Source organism: Pseudomonas sp. FFPRI_1 (assembly GCF_055384485.1).
This window is the reverse complement of the sequence record NZ_AP029168.1, coordinates 7,298,981-7,314,666: the sequence shown is the minus strand read 5'-3', so window position 1 is coordinate 7,314,666 and position 15,686 is coordinate 7,298,981. Positions and strand designations below refer to the sequence as shown.

The following is a 15,686-nucleotide window of genomic DNA, read 5'->3' as shown; positions in this document are numbered from 1 at the left end:
GCTCGCTAGATCGTTAACAGGTTCTTACGGCTGGTGTTGGGCCAGGAGGCACGCAGCTCTTGAGCCGCGCATCTTCGGGATGTCTGGGTCTTCAGGTGTTCAGCAGTGCGGGGTTTTCGTCGAGCCAGCCCTGCAGCAGCAGGGCGGCGGCGATGGCGTCCACCGGGTTCTCGCGGTAGCTGCCTTTCTGCCCGCCCCGGGTCAGGCGTTCGCCCTTGGCCTCGAAGGTGGTCAGGCGTTCGTCATGGGTATAGAAGGGCACATTGAAGCGGCCGTTCAGGCGTCGGGCGAACTTCTCGGCACGCAGGCACATATCGCTGGGCGTCCCGTCCATGTTCAGGGGCAGGCCCACCACTACCGCATCGGGTTTCCATTCCTTGATCAGGGCCTCCACCTGATTCCAGTCGGGCACGCCGTTCTGGGCTTTCAGGGTGCACAGCTCGCGGGCCTGGCCGGTGATGGCCTGGCCGACGGCGACGCCGATCTGCTTGGTGCCGTAGTCGAAGCCGAGGATCAGTCGCAGGGCCATCAGGCGTGGCCCGCCTGGCTGGTGAGCAGGCTGAGGTTGACCCCCAGGTGCCGGGCCGCGGCTTCCAGGCGCAATTCGCTGCTGGTGTTGAACAGGATGTCGGCGTCGAAAGGGCAGGTCAGCCAGGCGTTGTCCGCCAGTTCGGCTTCCAGTTGCCCGGCTTCCCAGCCGGCATAGCCCAGGGCTATCAGGCTCTTGGCCGGCCCCACGCCGTCGGCGATGGCGAACAGCACGTCCTGGGACGTGGACAGTGACAGGCCTTCAAGCTCCACCGTGGCCTGGTAGACCGGGCCAGTGGGGTGCAGGACAAAACCGCGATCGGTCTGCACCGGCCCGCCGCTGAAGATCGGCACATGCTGGCACAGCAAGGGCGTGTCTTCCTCGGGGCGCAGTTGTTCCAGAATCTCGGCGAGGTTGAGGTCCAGGGGCCGGTTGATGACCAGGCCCATGGCACCACTGGCGTTGTGCTCGACGATGTAGGTCAAGGTTTGCGCAAAGTTCGGGTCGGCCATATGGGGCATGGCGATCAGGAAGTGATGCTTGAGGTAGCTGGGGCTGACATTTTTCATGAGCGCTAGTGTGGCGTTGGCGGGGCCGGCTGACAAGCGCAACCCTGTTGCAGGCGCTGGCTTGCCAGCGAAGGTGTCATTGAAGGTTGCACAGGGCTTGCGGGCCCCTTCGCCGGCAAGCCGGCTCCTACGGGAGCGGGGGTGTTGTAGGAGCTGGCTTGCCAGCGAAGGCGTCATCGAAGGTTGCACAGGGCTTGCGGGCCCCTTCGCCGGCAAGCCGGCTCCTACGGGGGCGGGGGGTGTTGTAGGAGCTGGCTTGCCAGCGAAGGCGTCATTGAAGGTTGCACAGGCCTTGCGGGCCCCTTCGCCGGCAAGCCGGCTCCTACGGGGGCAGGGGGTGTTGTAGGAGCTGGCTGCCAGCGAAGGCGTCATTGAAGGTTGCGCAGGGCTTACGGGCCCCTTCGCCGGCAAGCCGGCTCCTACGGGGGGCGGGGGTGTTGTAGGAGCTGGCTTGCCAGCGAAGGCGTCATCGAAGGTTGCACAGGGCTTGCGGGCCCCTTCGCCGGCAAGCCGGCTCCTACCCGGAGGGCGGGTCAGTTGCTGGAGAGCTTGTCGCCCCGGGCGAAGCGCCAGGTGCGGATGATTTCCAGGCGGTCGATGTCCGACAGGTCGCCGGTAAAGGGTGCAAACGGTGCCGCCAGGCGCACGATGCGCTGGGCCGCCTGGTCCAGCAGCGGCTGCCCGGAGGACTCCAGCACCAGCACTTCATACAGCGAGCCGTCGCGGTTGATCGAGACCATCAGCCGCAGGTTGCCGTAGATCTGCTTGCGCCGGGCTTCGTCGGGGTAGTTCAGGTTGCCGATGCGCTCGACCTTCTTGCGCCATTCGTCCTTGTACCAGGCACCCTTGTCGCGCATGGTCGAGGCCGCGCTCAGGCGGTGGATCCGCGGGCGCTTGGCGTACAGCTGCTGTTCATTGGCCAGTTCGGCTTCCAGGCTGGAAATCTCGCTGGACAGCTGGGAGCTGTCAAACGTCGGGGTATCGGCCTTGGGGGTGGGCTCTTTCTTGACCTCTTCTCGGGGGACCACGGTCTTTTTCGGTTTGGGCGCGGTGGTGGCGACCGCGGCCTTGGGCGCGACCTCCTTGACCTGCGGCTTGACCGATGGTGGCGGCGTGACCTTTTTTACCGAGTTGTCCTGGAAGGGCGCCACTTCGGTGGTCTTCGGCAGGGCTTTCTTGTCCAGGGTGCCGCTGCCCTCCTGGTTGTCCTGGGCGAGGAAATCGGCCTTCTTCGGCTTGGTCTCGCTCTTGAAGGTGGCCAGGGTGATTTCCAGGGTCTTGCTGATGGCCTTGGGTTCGGCGAAGGAGAAGCCCAGGCCGAGAATCAGTGCCAGGTGCAGGAGCGCCGCGAGGAACAGGGTAAACCCCAGGCGATCGGCCGCACGCACGCCGCCATGGGCAAGCTCGGGGGGCAGATCGGACGGGAGGTTCATAGGCAGTTCGACATCACTGGAGGCATTGCACAACCAACATCACGGTTTCTCAGGCGGCGCATGATAACGCAATGTTGGTTTCAAGCCTCCAGCGGCAAGCGGCAAGCGACCAGCTGCAGGTGACACAGATCAAGCTTGCGGCTTGTTGCTTGTGGCTTGCAGCTTGCTCTGTATGGCATCCATCAGCTGTGCGCCGATGTTGGTGCCGAAGGCGTTGTCGATTTCGCGGATGCAGGTCGGGCTGGTGACGTTGATTTCCGTCAGGTGCTCGCCGATCACGTCGAGGCCGACGAACAGCAGGCCCTTGGCCCGCAGGGTCGGGCCGACCTGGGCAGCAATCCAGCGGTCCTTGTCGCTCAGCGGGCGGGCTTCGCCACGGCCGCCGGCGGCGAGGTTGCCGCGGGTTTCACCGGCCGCGGGGATGCGCGCCAGACAGTAATCCACCGGCTCGCCGTCGATCATCAGGATGCGCTTGTCGCCGTCCTTGATCGCCGGCAGGTAGGCCTGGGCCATGATCTGCTGGCTGCCGAGCGCGGTCAGGGTCTCGAGGATCACCGACAGGTTCGGGTCGCCTGCGCGGTGGCGGAAGATCGACGTGCCGCCCATGCCGTCCAGGGGCTTGAGGATCACGTCGCCATGTTCGGCGGCGAATTCGCGCAGCACGTCGGCGCGACGGCTGACCACGGTGGGCGGCGTGCACTGGGGAAACAGGGTGGCGAACAGCTTTTCATTGCAGTCGCGCAGGCTCTGGGGCTTGTTCACCACCAGCACGCCGGCGCTTTCGGCCTGCTCCAGCAGGTAGGTGGAGTAGACGAACTCCATGTCGAAGGGCGGATCCTTGCGCATCAGGATCACGTCCAGATCGCTCAGCGGGCAGTCGATCTCGGCGTCCAGCTCGAACCATTTCTCCGGGTTGGCGAAGACCTGCAGCGGGCGCATCCGTGCCCGGGCCACGCCGGCACCCTGGTACAGGTCGCGCTGTTCCATATAGAAGAGGGTCCAGCCGCGTTCCTGGGCGGCCAGCAGCATGGCCAGCGAACTGTCCTTCTTGTAGGAGATGCTGGCGATAGGGTCCATGACAATCCCGACGCGAACGCTCATGGGTGGGTTCCTTCAAAAAATGGGTGGACGCAAGGCTGGGGCCTGCCACCTGAGCGGCACAGCCTCCGAAAGTGGCGTCAGAGTGGCGCTGACATGAGCCTGGGTCAAGGAAAAACCACTGCCTGGCGTGGTCCATAGATTGCAGGGGGGAGAGTGTGCTAAAAAGGCTCGCATGCCGGGCCGAGGCCTTGAAGTTCAAGGGTTTGGGGCGTTGGCCAGGGGTACCGGATCAAATCATTCGCTGGGGCGATGGCAGAGCAGATATGGAACAGCATTCCAACGCCTTGAAGGTGATGGTGATCGACGACTCGAAGACGATTCGCCGCACGGCCGAAATGCTGTTGAAGAACGTCGGCTGCGAGGTGATCACCGCAGTGGACGGCTTCGAAGCCCTGTCGAAGATCGTCGACCATCATCCCGGGATCATTTTCGTCGACATCATGATGCCGCGGCTCGACGGTTATCAGACCTGCGCGCTGGTGAAGAACCACAGTGCGTTCAAGTCCATTCCAGTGATCATGCTGTCCTCCAAGGATGGGCTGTTCGACAAGGCCAAGGGCCGGATCGTCGGCTCCGACCAGTTTTTGACCAAACCCTTCAGCAAGGAAGAACTGCTGAGCGCAATCAAGGCCCACGTCCCGGACTTTGTCGCGCTTGCGCCACAGTAGACACGCACAGCGGCGTCCGGCCAGCGGGCCGGGCGCCAATACCGTATGGGGAAGACCATGGCTCGTATTCTGATCGTCGATGACTCGCCGACTGAAATGTACAAACTCACCGGCATGCTGGAAAAGCACGGCCATGAAGTGCTCAAGGCCGAGAACGGCGCCGACGGCGTGGCCCTGGCCCGTGAGGAAAAGCCCGATGCCGTGCTGATGGACATCGTCATGCCCGGCCTCAATGGTTTCCAGGCCACCCGCCAGTTGACCAAGGACGCCGAGACCAGCCATATCCCGGTGATCATCATCACCACCAAGGATCAGGAAACCGACAAGGTCTGGGGCACCCGCCAGGGCGCCAAGGACTACCTGACCAAGCCGGTGGACGAAGAGACCCTGATCAAGACCCTGAACAACGTCCTGGCCGGCTGACCGCCCCGGCCATGAGCGAATCCCAGACCGCCTTCGAGCTGCTGCTGGAGATCGACCAGCGCTGTCGCCTGCTGGCCGCCGACCTGCCGTCCCAGGAAACCCGCCAGCACAGCTGGAGCGGCATCGGCTTTCGCCTGGGCGAGCACTGGTATGTGGCGGCCATGGGCGAGATCAGCGAGGTCCTGCCCGAACCGCGCTACACCCTGCTGCCGGGGGTCAAGCCCTGGGTCAAGGGCGTGGCCAACCTGCGCGGGCGGCTGCTGCCGATCATGGACCTGTGCGGTTTCTTCGGCCATGAACTGTCGCCCCTGCGCAAGCAGCGGCGGGTACTGGTGGTGGAGTACAAGGAACTGTTCGCCGGCCTGCTGGTGGACGAGGTGGCTGGCCTGCAGCATTTTGCCCAGGACAGCCTGGAGCCCGGCGTCGGCGACGCGGTCTTGGCGGCGATCAATCCCTACCTGCAGGGCCAGTTCCGTCGCGAGCAGGTCTGGCAGGTCTTCAGTCCCTTTGCCCTGGCCCGCTCGACGGATTTTCTCGAGGTGGCCGCGTGAAGGGCGCTCCGGCGCTGGTGCAACCCGTTCGTCGTGCCATGGGAGGCCCGTGCTTCCCTGGGTCAACCCATGCTGCCCCGGTGATGCGTGCGCCCCGGGCACCTGAATGCGGGACCGCCCGCTCGCCACAGGCCTGATCGATGACCAAAGCCAAAACCGGCAAGCCCCTGGAGGGCTCCCGCAGTCGTTCGCAGATCATCGTGCTGTTCATCGCGCTGATCGTGTTCATCATGCTGCTGTTCGCCAACTTCGCTTACCTCAATACCCAGGCCACCTACGACAAGCAGTACATCGGCCATGCCGGTGAGCTGCGGGTGCTGTCCCAGCGCATCGCCAAGAACGCCACCGAAGCGGCGGCCGGCAAGGCTGCGGCGTTCAAGTTGCTGGGGGATGCGCGCAATGACTTCGCCCAGCGCTGGGGTTATCTGAAGAAGGGCGACCCGGTCACCGGCCTGCCCGGCGCCCCGGTGGTGCTGCGCCAGGAAATGCGCGCGGTGCAGTTGGATTGGGAAAAACTGCTGAAGAACACCGACGCCATTCTCGCCAGCGAACAGACGGTGCTGTCGCTGCACCAAGTGGCGGCAACCCTGGCGGAAACCGTGCCGCAGTTGCAGGTGGAATACGAAAAGGTCGTGGAAATCCTGCTCCAGCGCGGCGCCCCCGCGGCCCAGGTGGCCATGGCCCAGCGCCAGTCGCTGTTGGCCGAGCGGATCCTGGGGGCGGTCAATACCGTGCTGGCCGGTGACGAAAACGCGGTACAGGCGGCCGATGCCTTCGGGCGTGATGCCGCGCGTTTCGGACAGGTGCTCAATGGCATGCTGCAGGGCAACCCGGGGCTGAAGATCAGTCAGGTCGAGGATCCCGATGCCCGCGCCCGCCTGGGGGAGATTTCCGAACTGTTCGAATTCGTTTCCGGCTCCGTGGACGAAATCCTCGAAACCTCCCCCGAGCTGTTCCAGGTCCGTGAATCGGCGAGCAGCATCTTTAGCCTGTCCCAGACCCTGCTGGACGAGGCTTCACTGTTGGCCACCGGTTTCGAGAACCTGGCCGGCAGCCGCAAGCTGGACACCATCGGCGGCTATGTCCTGGGCCTGCTGGCGCTGGCCTCGATCATCCTCATCGGCCTGGTGATGGTGCGCGAGACCAACCGCCAGCTGCGCGAGACCGCCGAGAAGAACGAGCGTAACCAGAACGCGATCATGCGCCTGCTGGACGAGATCGAAGACCTGGCCGATGGCGACCTGACGGTGACGGCCTCGGTAACCGAAGACTTCACCGGCACCATCGCCGACTCGATCAACTATTCCGTCGACCAGCTGCGGGACCTGGTGGCCACCATCAACCTCACCGCCGGCCAGGTAGCCGGCGCAGTGCAGGAGACCCAGGCCACCGCGATGCAACTGGCCGAGGCCTCGGAGCACCAGGCCCAGCAGATTTCCGAAGCCTCCACGGCGATCAACGACATGGCCCAGTCCATCGACCAGGTGTCGGCCAATGCTGCGGAGTCCTCGGCGGTGGCCGAGCGTTCGGTGGAGATTGCCAACAAGGGCAACGAGGTGGTGCACAACACCATCCATGGCATGGACAACATCCGCGAGCAGATCCAGGACACCGCCAAGCGCATCAAGCGCCTGGGTGAGTCGTCTCAGGAAATCGGCGATATTGTCAGCCTGATCGATGACATTGCCGACCAGACCAACATCCTTGCCCTGAACGCGGCGATCCAGGCGTCCATGGCCGGCGATGCCGGTCGCGGTTTCGCCGTGGTCGCCGACGAAGTGCAACGGCTGGCCGAGCGTTCCTCGGCGGCCACCCGGCAGATCGAGACCCTGGTGCGGGCGATCCAGACCGACACCAACGAAGCGGTGATCTCCATGGAGCAGACCACCAGCGAAGTGGTGCGCGGTGCGCGCCTGGCCCAGGACGCCGGGGTGGCCCTGGAAGAGATCGAGGGCGTGTCCAAGACCCTGGCGGCACTGATCCAGAGCATTTCCAACGCGGCCCAGCAGCAGACCTCCTCGGCCGGGCAGATATCCCTGACCATGAACGTGATCCAGCAGATCACCTCGCAAACCTCGTCCGGCTCGACCGCGACCGCCGAGAGCATCGGCAACCTGGCGAAGATGGCCAGCCAACTGCGCCGCTCGGTGTCGGGCTTTACCTTGCCGGCGACCCGGGGGCCGGCGCCGAATGACAACCGTTGACGCTAAAAAACCAGGTTCAGCGCTCCATGAGCTCGCGCAAACAGGTTCTGACAGAAGGTTTTGACTGGAGTGGGTATGGTTGATCGGCACGACTATGTGGCCTTGGAATGGGTCAAGGGTGAAATTGCCGAGACCCTGAAGCAGGCCTATCAGGCGCTGGAGCATCTGGCCGACGACCCCCAGGCCCCGGATGCCCTGGGCCAGTGCCTGGAGGGTATCCACCTGGTGCACGGCAGCCTGCAGATGGTGGAGTTCTACGGGGCCGCGCTGCTGGCCGAGGAAATGGAGAAGCTCGCCCTGGCCTTGCAGGAGCAGCGCGTCGCCCAGCGCGACGAAGCCATTCGCCTGCTGCGCCAGGCCATCAGCCAGTTGCCCCAGTACCTGGACCGGGTGCAGAGCGCCCGGCGCGACCTGCCGCTGGTGGTGCTGCCGCTGCTCAACGACCTGCGCAGTGCCCGTGGTGAAAGCCTGCTTTCGGAAACCAGCCTGTTCAGCCCGCAACTGCCCAGCCTGCCGCCCCTGAGCGACAAGGCCCTGGCGGCCCTGGAGCCGCTGGAGTTCCCGACCCAGCTGCGCAAGCTGCGGCACATGCTGCAGAGCGCCCTGGTGGACTTGCTGCGCGAGCAGGACGATGAAACCAGCCTGGGCCACATGGCCAAGGTCTTCGAGCGCCTGGAGGCTTTGTGCCAGGATGCGCCGCTGGCGCCCTTGTGGCATATCGCCTCGGCCCTGGTGGAAGGCATGCGCCAGGACGTCATCGCCAACAGCCCGGCGGTGCGCAGCCTGCTCAAGGATGCTGACAAGGAGCTCAAGCGCCTGCTGGAGCAGGGCATGCCCGGAATCAACCAGCCGGCCCCTGACGAGTTGCTCAAGAGCCTGCTGTTCTATATCGCCAAAGCGCGCCATCCCACGCCATTGATGCTGACCATGAAAGAACGTTACGGACTGGATGACGCATTGCCCGACAGTGCGCTGGTCGATGAAGAGCGGGCCCGCCTGACTGGCCCTGACCGGGACGCCATGCGCTCGGTATTGATGGCGGTGTGCGATGGGCTGGTGCGGGTCAAGGAGCGCCTCGACCTGTTCGTGCGCAGTGACCGCCAGCATGCCGATGACCTGGACAGCCTGTTGTCGCCCCTGCGGCAGATCGCCGACACCCTGGCAGTGCTGGGGTTTGGCCAGCCACGCAAGGTGATCATCGACCAGCTGGCGGTGGTCCAGAGCCTGGCCCAGGGCCAGCGTGCGCCGGATGATGCGGTGTTGATGGATGTCGCCGGGGCCCTGCTCTATGTCGAGGCGACCCTGGCCGGGATGGTCGGCACCGTGGAGCCGGAAAACCGCGAGGACAGCCGCCTGCCCACCACCGATCTGAGCCAGATCCATCAGTTGGTGATCAAGGAGGCACGGATCTGCCTGCAGCAGGCCAAGGACCTGATCGTCGAGTACATCGAGGCTGACTGGGAGCCCGAGCAGCTGGTTGCTGTCCCCGAGTTGCTGACCCAGGTGCGCGGCGCCCTGGCGATGATTCCGCTGCCCCGTGCCGCCGGCCTGATGGAGGCCTGCAACCAGTTCATCAGCGAGCGTTTGCTGGCCGCCCAGCCCCACCCGGACTGGCAGAAGTTCGAGCACTTGGCGGATGTGATCACCAGCCTGGACTATTACCTGGAGCGCTTGAGCGAGGACCATGAGGCGCCGGGGGAGAAGATCCTCGATATCGCCGAAGAGGGGCTGGCCGCCCTGGGTTATGTGCCGGTGGTCCGGGCCCCGCTGGCGGAGCCGTCTGCGGGGCTTGACGAGCAGGCCTCTGCGGCGCTGGACGATCCCCTGGCGGCGTCCCTGGCCCAGGTGCTGGCAGTGCCGGTGTCGGCCCTCAACCCGCCGGCCCTGGTCACGCCGGGCAGCCTGTTGCCGCCCCCGGGGGATGAGCCGCCGGTGGATGACGAGTTGCGGGAAGTCTTTCTCGAAGAAACCGAGGAAGTCCTGGAAATGCTCCACGAGTACCTGCCGCGCTGGATCGCCGACCCTCAGGGCAAGTCTGCCCTGAGTGAACTGCGCCGGGCCTTTCACACCCTCAAGGGCAGCGGGCGCATGGTGCGTGCGCTGGTGCTGGGGGAACTGGCCTGGGCGGTGGAGAACCTGCTCAATCGGGTGCTGGAGCACAGCGTGGCGCCCAGTGCCGATATCCAGCAACTGGTGGGCGACACCCTGGCGCTGCTGCCGGGGCTGATCGCCGAGTTTGCCGCCCAGGAGCAGCGCCAGCGTGATGATGTCGACCGTCTTGCGGCTCGTGCCCATGCCCTGGCCACAGGCAATGCCGCGGCGAGCACCGCGCCGTCTCGGGACGAAGCCCTGGACCCGCAGCTGCTGGAGATCTTTCGCAGCGAAGCCCAGACCCACCTGGACAGCATCAATCGCTTTCTCGATCAGGCTGCCGAGCAGTTGCCACTGCAGGCCAGTGATGAACTGCAGCGCGCCTTGCATACCCTCAAGGGCAGCGCCTCCATGGCCGGGGTGCTGCCGATGGCCGAGCTGGCCGGCCCCTTTGACCAGTTGGCACGGGAATACCGTGCGCACCTGATTGCGCTGGATCTGGATGAAGTGGAACTGCTGCTGGAAGCCGAAGGCCTGTTGCGACGTGGCCTGCGGCAGTTGGACAGCGACCCGCTGGCCCCCATCGACGGCGCCCGCTCACTGGTGGGCCGTGCCCTGGCCCTGCTGGGCGAGCGCCTGGAAAACCTGCTCAGTGCGCCGGACAGCGCGCCCCGGGCCAAGCGTGATCCGCAACTGATCAACAACTTTCTGGCCCAGGGCATGGATATCCTGCTGGATGCCGAGAGCCTGCTGCTGCGCTGGCAGCAGCATCCTGGCGAGCGCCAGGAGCTCAGTGCCCTGCTGGATGAACTGACCACCCTGGGCGAAGGTGCGCACCTGGCGGACCTGCACCCGATGGATGAGCTGTGCGAGGCCCTGCTCGACCTCTACGGCGCGGTGGAGGAGAGCAGCCTGGCGGTCAGCGAACGGTTCTTCCATGAGGCGCAAGGTGCCCATGAGGCCTTGATCAACATGCTCGACGAACTGGCGGCGGGCCAGGAGGTCAGCCCCCGTCCGGAGCGCGTCCAGGCCCTTCGCGAGTTGCTGGACGAGGCGCTCGATCCGTCCGCCACCGGCCTGATCAAGAGCGACGGCAGCCGCACCCTGAGCATCAGCGAACTGGGGGCCGCCACTGCTCGCCTGGAACAGGCTCCGGACGCACCGGCCGCGGACCAGGAGATCGTCGAGATCTTCCTCGAAGAGGCGGTGGATATTCTCGACAGCGCCGACCAGGCCCTGCAGCGCTGGTTGGGCGACCCTGAAAACGGCGCGCCGCTGTCGTCCCTGCAGCGGGACATGCACACTCTGAAGGGCGGCGCGCGGATGGCCGAGGTCGCTCCCGTGGCCGAACTGGCCCAGGAGCTGGAGTCGCTGTACGAGGGGCTGGTGGACCGGCGCTACAGCTACAGCCCGCACCTGGGCCTGCTGTTGCGCAGCAGCCACGAGCAGTTGGCATTGTTGCTCGAACAACTGCAGGGGCAGCGCGCCCTGGATGACTCGCGGGGCCAGGTCGAGGCGGTCCGCGCTTATCGGCAGCAGGCTGCCAGCCCCACCGACGTGCCGGAGAGCGCTGTGCCGGAAGACAGCACGGCCCAGGACCCGGAGCTGCTGGAGATTTTCCTGGAGGAAGGTTTCGACATCATCGACAGCTCGGCCGCAGCGCTCGGCCGCTGGCAGGCCGACCCCCAGGCGCGCCAGGAGGTGGAAACCCTGCTGCGCGACCTGCACACCCTCAAGGGCGGTGCACGGATGGTGGAAATCGCCCCCATCGGTGACCTGGCCCATGAGCTGGAATTTCTTTTCGAAGGCCTGTCCGCCGGCTTGCTGCAGCCCAGCCCGGTGCTCTTCACCCTGTTGCAGAAGAGCCACGACCGACTGGCCCAGATGCTCGATGCCGCCCGGGCGGGGCAACCCATCGAGGCCGCGCAGAAACTCATCGAGGCCATCCATGACTTGAGCCACCCTCGTGTGCCGTCCGGTCCCGGCCAGGATGCACCGCTGCTGCTGGCCAAGCCGGAATCCGTGGTCCCGGTGCCGGACGCGGCCGGCGCAGGAGACATGGTCAAAGTCTCCGCCGAACTGCTGGACGACCTGGTGAACCTGGCCGGGGAAACCTCGATCTTCCGGGGGCGCATCGAACAACAGGTCAACGATGCCCGGGTGGCCCTGGGCGAGATGGAAACCACCATCGAGCGCATGCGCGATCAGTTGCGGCGGCTGGACACCGAAACCCAGGGGCGGATCCTCAGCCGCCAGCAGGTGGAGGCCGAGCGCCTGGGCTACGAAGAGTTCGACCCCCTGGAAATGGACCGCCACTCACAATTGCAGCAACTGTCCCGGGCCCTGTTCGAGTCGGCCTCGGACCTGCTGGACCTCAAGGAAACCCTCGACCGGCGCAACCACGACGCCGAGAACCTGCTGGCGCAGCAGGGGCGGATCAACACCGAGCTGCAGGAGGGCCTGATGCGCACGCGCATGGTGCCTTTCGAACGCATGGTGCCGCGGCTCAAGCGCATCGTCCGCCAGGTGGCCGAAGAGCTGGGCAAGGACGTGGAGTTCGTGGTCGGCAACGCCGAAGGGGAGATGGACCGCAACGTTCTCGAACGCATGGTTGCGCCGCTGGAGCACATGCTGCGCAACGCGGTCGATCATGGCCTGGAGTCGGCCCAGGCGCGCCTGGCGGTGGGCAAGCCGGAGCAGGGACGGATCACCCTCGATCTGTCCCGGGAAGGGGGCGACATCATCTTCGACATGCGCGACGACGGTGCCGGTGTGCCCCTGGAAGCGGTGCGCAAAAAGGCCATCAAACGCGGATTACTGGACCCGCAGGCGCAGCTCAGCGACCGCGAGGTGCTGCAGTTCATCATGCAGCCGGGGTTTTCCACCGCCGAGAAGATCACCCAGATTTCCGGACGCGGCGTGGGCATGGACGTGGTCCATGAAGAAGTGCGCCAACTGGGCGGCACCATGAGCATCGATTCGATTGCCGGGCAGGGCGTGCATTTTCGCATCCGCTTGCCGTTCACCGTCTCGGTCAACCGAGCGCTGATGGTGCAATGCGCGGACGAGCAGTACGCGATTCCGCTGAACACCGTGGAGGGCATCGTGCGGGTACTGCCGGGCGAGCTGGATGCCTTTTACCAGCTTGATCCGCCGCACTACGAATACGCCGGCCAGGGCTATCAGCTGTGTTACCTGGGGGAGTTGCTGCATACCGTGCCGCGGCCGAAGCTGCTGGGCCAGGTACTGCCCTTGCCGGTGCTGCTGGTGCACTGCAACGAGCAGCGGATAGCCGTGCAGGTGGACGCCACCTTTGGCACCCGGGAAATCGTGGTCAAGAGCCTGGGGCCGCAGTTTGCCGCAGTCCAGGGACTGTCCGGGGCGACCATCCTCGGCGATGGCCGGGTGGTGCTGATTCTCGATCTGCTGGCGCATATCCGCGCGTTGCAGGTCCAGGCGCCACTGCCGCGCCTGGCGGGTGACGAACCGGCCAGCGAGGTGCAACCGCCACGGCCGATGCTGGTGCTGGTGGTGGACGACTCGGTCACCGTGCGCAAGGTCACCAGCCGCCTGCTGGAACGCCACGGCATGAACGTGCTCACCGCCAAGGACGGGGTCGACGCCATGGCGTTGCTGGCCGAGCACACCCCGGACCTGATGCTGCTGGACATCGAAATGCCGCGGATGGACGGTTTCGAGGTGGCGATCCAGGTGCGCAACGACCCTCGCCTGCAGCACTTGCCGATCATCATGATCACCTCCCGTACCGGCCAGAAGCATCGCGACCGGGCCATGGCCATTGGCGTCAACGACTACCTCGGCAAGCCCTACCAAGAGTCGGTGCTGCTGGAAAGCATTGCCCTGTGGAGCAAGACCCATGCTTGATCACCGCGCCAGCACTCTCACCGGGCTGCTGCTGCCCCTGGCCGACCGCACCCTGATCCTGCCCAATGTCGCGGTGGCCGAGCTGATCGACTACCAGCAGGGCGCCTTCGACCTGGATTCACCGCCCTGGTACCTGGGGCGGGTGCTCTGGCGCGAGCGCTGGATTGCGCTGATCAGCTTCGAGTCGGCCTGTGGCGCTCGGACGGTGATTGGCGAGCGGGCGCGGATCGTCGTGCTCAACGCCCTGGGTGGGCGCCCGGAGCTGAAGTTCATGGCCTTGCTGGTGCAGGGCATTCCCCGCTCCTGCAAGCTCGACAGCCAGTTGAGCTACGTCGATGTGCCCCTGGCGCCGCTGGAAAAGGCCGCGGTGCAGGTGGCCGAGCAGGTGGTCAAGGTGCCGGACCTGCTGGCGCTGGAAGAGTTGCTGGTAAACGGTATGGGGTATTCAAGCAGTTTGTAGCCTTGGTGGGTAAATCTACATCGCTTGGGGCCGATAGAGAGGCCGGTCTTAGTCTGTTTGAAGTAAAGGGAGGTTTTGTTTGAAAGTGGATTTTGGCGATGTATTGAGAGTGCTGTCCGAGCAGTGCAGTTCATTGACCGCCGGTGTGATGGAGGCTTCCCACATGCCGTTAGTTGAAGTGCTGTTATTTTGGATTGTAGGGGTATCGGTAAGTGGTGCATTTGTCATGGGTGTGAGAACCCGGACAGGCATGATGTTGGGGTTCTTTTTTTCCATATCCAGCGCCGCTTTAATCATGTTCTACCTGTCGGCGTCGGGCTTCGAGCTGAAGCAGAAAAATGCCAAATTGGAAGCCTCGATTGCGCAGTTCAATGGCCAGATAGCGGTGATTGAAAAGAGTAGCTCTGGTCCGATGGACGCTAGTCAGCAACCGATTGATTATCGGAAGAAGGTTTTCCAATACACCGAGCAAATCAAGGAGAACTCAGGGGCTCAAGAATTCGCGCTGGTTCTTACGAATTTCGTGATTATGACACTCGGTGGTTTGGGCGCCGGGCTTTTAGCCGCATTGCTGACATTGAAACCTGAGGTGGATGAGGCAGCTGTTGAAGATGCCTGTAAGCTGAAACTCCTGCACGTGTTTGAATATGTCTGTTCGTTCATATTCATAACCACCAGTCTTTCTATGATAGTGGTGTTCGTTAGGGTCGAAGGGGAAGTGATTGACAGGTTCATCAAGGCTTTGATCGAAGGCGCCGTGGCCATTGTATTGGTGTTGCCAGGGTTCCTCAGGATTTCGTGGAGTATCGAGCGCAAGCGCCATAACGTATTGATTTTGACGTTCTATATGCTGTTGATCACTTATTTTTATATACAGTCGATGCGCTTTCTTGTGCCGTATCAGCCGATAGCCAGTGCGGTGGTCGCGACCCTTGCATTGGTGTCTTTCGGTGCAGTCAGACGCAGACTGCACTTGCCCTTCTAAGCACTCTCAGGGTTTCTGACCTCAGTGATCCAGTCCCGGTTTGTGAAGTTGGTCGCGCACTTCCATCAGGGCATAACCCAGCAGGTTGAGCCCGCGCCATTGCTCCGGCCGGCTGGCCTTGGGGTCTTCGGCGGCCAGGCCAATGCCCCAGATTCGGTCCACCGGGCTGGCTTCTACCAGCACCTGATCGGTGGTGGACAGCAGGTATTCACCCAGGGCCGGGTGCTGGCTGAATTTGGCCAGGTTGCCGCGCACCACGATCTCGAAACGTGCCTCGGTCCAGCGGGCATCATCGAAACCGCGCACTTCACGGCCCAGTTGCTTGACGTCCGCCGGAGTGACCGCCTTGAGGATCCGCGAGTGGGTTTCCCGGTCGTCGAACAGCAGGGCCTTGCCGGCCATCATGAAATGCTCGGCGCTGGGGTAGTGAATGCCCTCAAGCTCGAAACCGCTGGCGAACCACTGGCTGAAGCAGCTTTGCGAGATGCGTCCGTCGCGGGTTGGCTGGTGCCCCCAGAACATCAGGTAGTCGGGCTTCAGGCCCAGGCTGATCTGCTCCAGCAGCGTCTGGTTTGAGCGAATCGGTGTGTCCATGCTGACTCTCATCGTTGTCTGCCTCGACCGTTGATTGGCCGTTCCGGCGCGCATTGTGTACCGATTGGGTGATGGGGCGCCAATGGCCTTGCAATCATTACGCTCAGCGTAACTATCCGGCGTCATGCTTGATTGATGCCCTCCGTTTTCACTCCTATGGTGACTGCCACGACAGCGAACCTGTGGAGTGAGC

General features: G+C 64.1%; 12 protein-coding genes. 7 read left to right on the top strand and 5 right to left on the bottom strand.

What is annotated here, in order from left to right; genetic code table 11:
* Positions 1–91: 91 nt before the first annotated feature.
* From ruvX to gshB, 4 genes are all read right to left on the bottom strand, one after another.
* Positions 92–529, bottom strand: a complete 438-nt coding sequence (gene ruvX, locus ACZ5BO_RS32940; RefSeq protein ID WP_464697524.1) for a Holliday junction resolvase RuvX — start codon at positions 527–529, stop codon at positions 92–94.
* Entirely contained in the window at positions 529–1,098 is a 570-nt protein-coding gene (locus ACZ5BO_RS32935) for a YqgE/AlgH family protein (protein ID WP_025131045.1), read from the bottom strand. Before ACZ5BO_RS32935 ends, ruvX begins: the two co-directional genes overlap by 1 nt.
* A gap of 533 nt (positions 1,099–1,631) precedes the next feature.
* Positions 1,632–2,531 (bottom strand): energy transducer TonB, encoded by a 900-nt coding sequence (locus tag ACZ5BO_RS32930; RefSeq protein ID WP_464697523.1) that lies wholly within the window; start codon positions 2,529–2,531, stop codon positions 1,632–1,634.
* A 129-nt stretch (positions 2,532–2,660) separates the two neighbouring features.
* On the bottom strand, positions 2,661–3,632 hold the full coding sequence (gshB, locus tag ACZ5BO_RS32925; RefSeq protein ID WP_025131047.1) for a glutathione synthase: 972 nt from the start codon (positions 3,630–3,632) through the stop codon (positions 2,661–2,663).
* Positions 3,633–3,895: 263 nt separating this feature from the next.
* On the opposite strand from gshB, the gene pilG reads away from it, so the two are divergent.
* The 7 genes from pilG (at position 3,896) to ACZ5BO_RS32890 (ending at position 14,899) form a co-directional block, all read left to right on the top strand.
* Positions 3,896–4,300 (top strand): twitching motility response regulator PilG, encoded by a 405-nt coding sequence (gene pilG, locus ACZ5BO_RS32920; protein WP_025131048.1) that lies wholly within the window; start codon positions 3,896–3,898, stop codon positions 4,298–4,300.
* Between the two features lie 57 nt (positions 4,301–4,357).
* Entirely contained in the window at positions 4,358–4,723 is a 366-nt protein-coding gene (gene pilH / locus ACZ5BO_RS32915) for a twitching motility response regulator PilH (RefSeq protein ID WP_011064000.1), read from the top strand.
* 11 nt (positions 4,724–4,734) lie between these two features.
* Positions 4,735–5,274, top strand: a complete 540-nt coding sequence (locus tag ACZ5BO_RS32910; protein WP_464697522.1) for a chemotaxis protein CheW — start codon at positions 4,735–4,737, stop codon at positions 5,272–5,274.
* A gap of 140 nt (positions 5,275–5,414) precedes the next feature.
* Positions 5,415–7,478, top strand: a complete 2,064-nt coding sequence (locus tag ACZ5BO_RS32905; protein ID WP_025131050.1) for a methyl-accepting chemotaxis protein — start codon at positions 5,415–5,417, stop codon at positions 7,476–7,478.
* 75 nt (positions 7,479–7,553) lie between these two features.
* The gene (locus ACZ5BO_RS32900; protein WP_464697521.1) at positions 7,554–13,454 is read left to right on the top strand and encodes a hybrid sensor histidine kinase/response regulator; all 5,901 of its coding nucleotides are present in this window, start codon (positions 7,554–7,556) and stop codon (positions 13,452–13,454) included.
* Positions 13,447–13,914 carry a chemotaxis protein CheW gene (locus tag ACZ5BO_RS32895; RefSeq protein ID WP_464697520.1) on the top strand — a complete coding sequence of 156 codons (468 nt, stop codon included), beginning with the start codon at positions 13,447–13,449 and terminating at the stop codon, positions 13,912–13,914. The genes ACZ5BO_RS32900 and ACZ5BO_RS32895 overlap by 8 nt, the downstream gene beginning before the upstream one ends.
* Before the next feature lie 79 nt (positions 13,915–13,993).
* A complete protein-coding gene (locus ACZ5BO_RS32890; RefSeq protein WP_464697519.1) occupies positions 13,994–14,899 on the top strand; it encodes a hypothetical protein in 906 nt (301 codons plus the stop codon).
* A 21-nt stretch (positions 14,900–14,920) separates the two neighbouring features.
* Here the strand turns inward: ACZ5BO_RS32890 and ACZ5BO_RS32885 are convergent, their stop codons facing one another.
* Positions 14,921–15,493 carry an NADAR family protein gene (locus tag ACZ5BO_RS32885; RefSeq protein WP_464697518.1) on the bottom strand — a complete coding sequence of 191 codons (573 nt, stop codon included), beginning with the start codon at positions 15,491–15,493 and terminating at the stop codon, positions 14,921–14,923.
* Positions 15,494–15,686 lie beyond the last annotated feature (193 nt).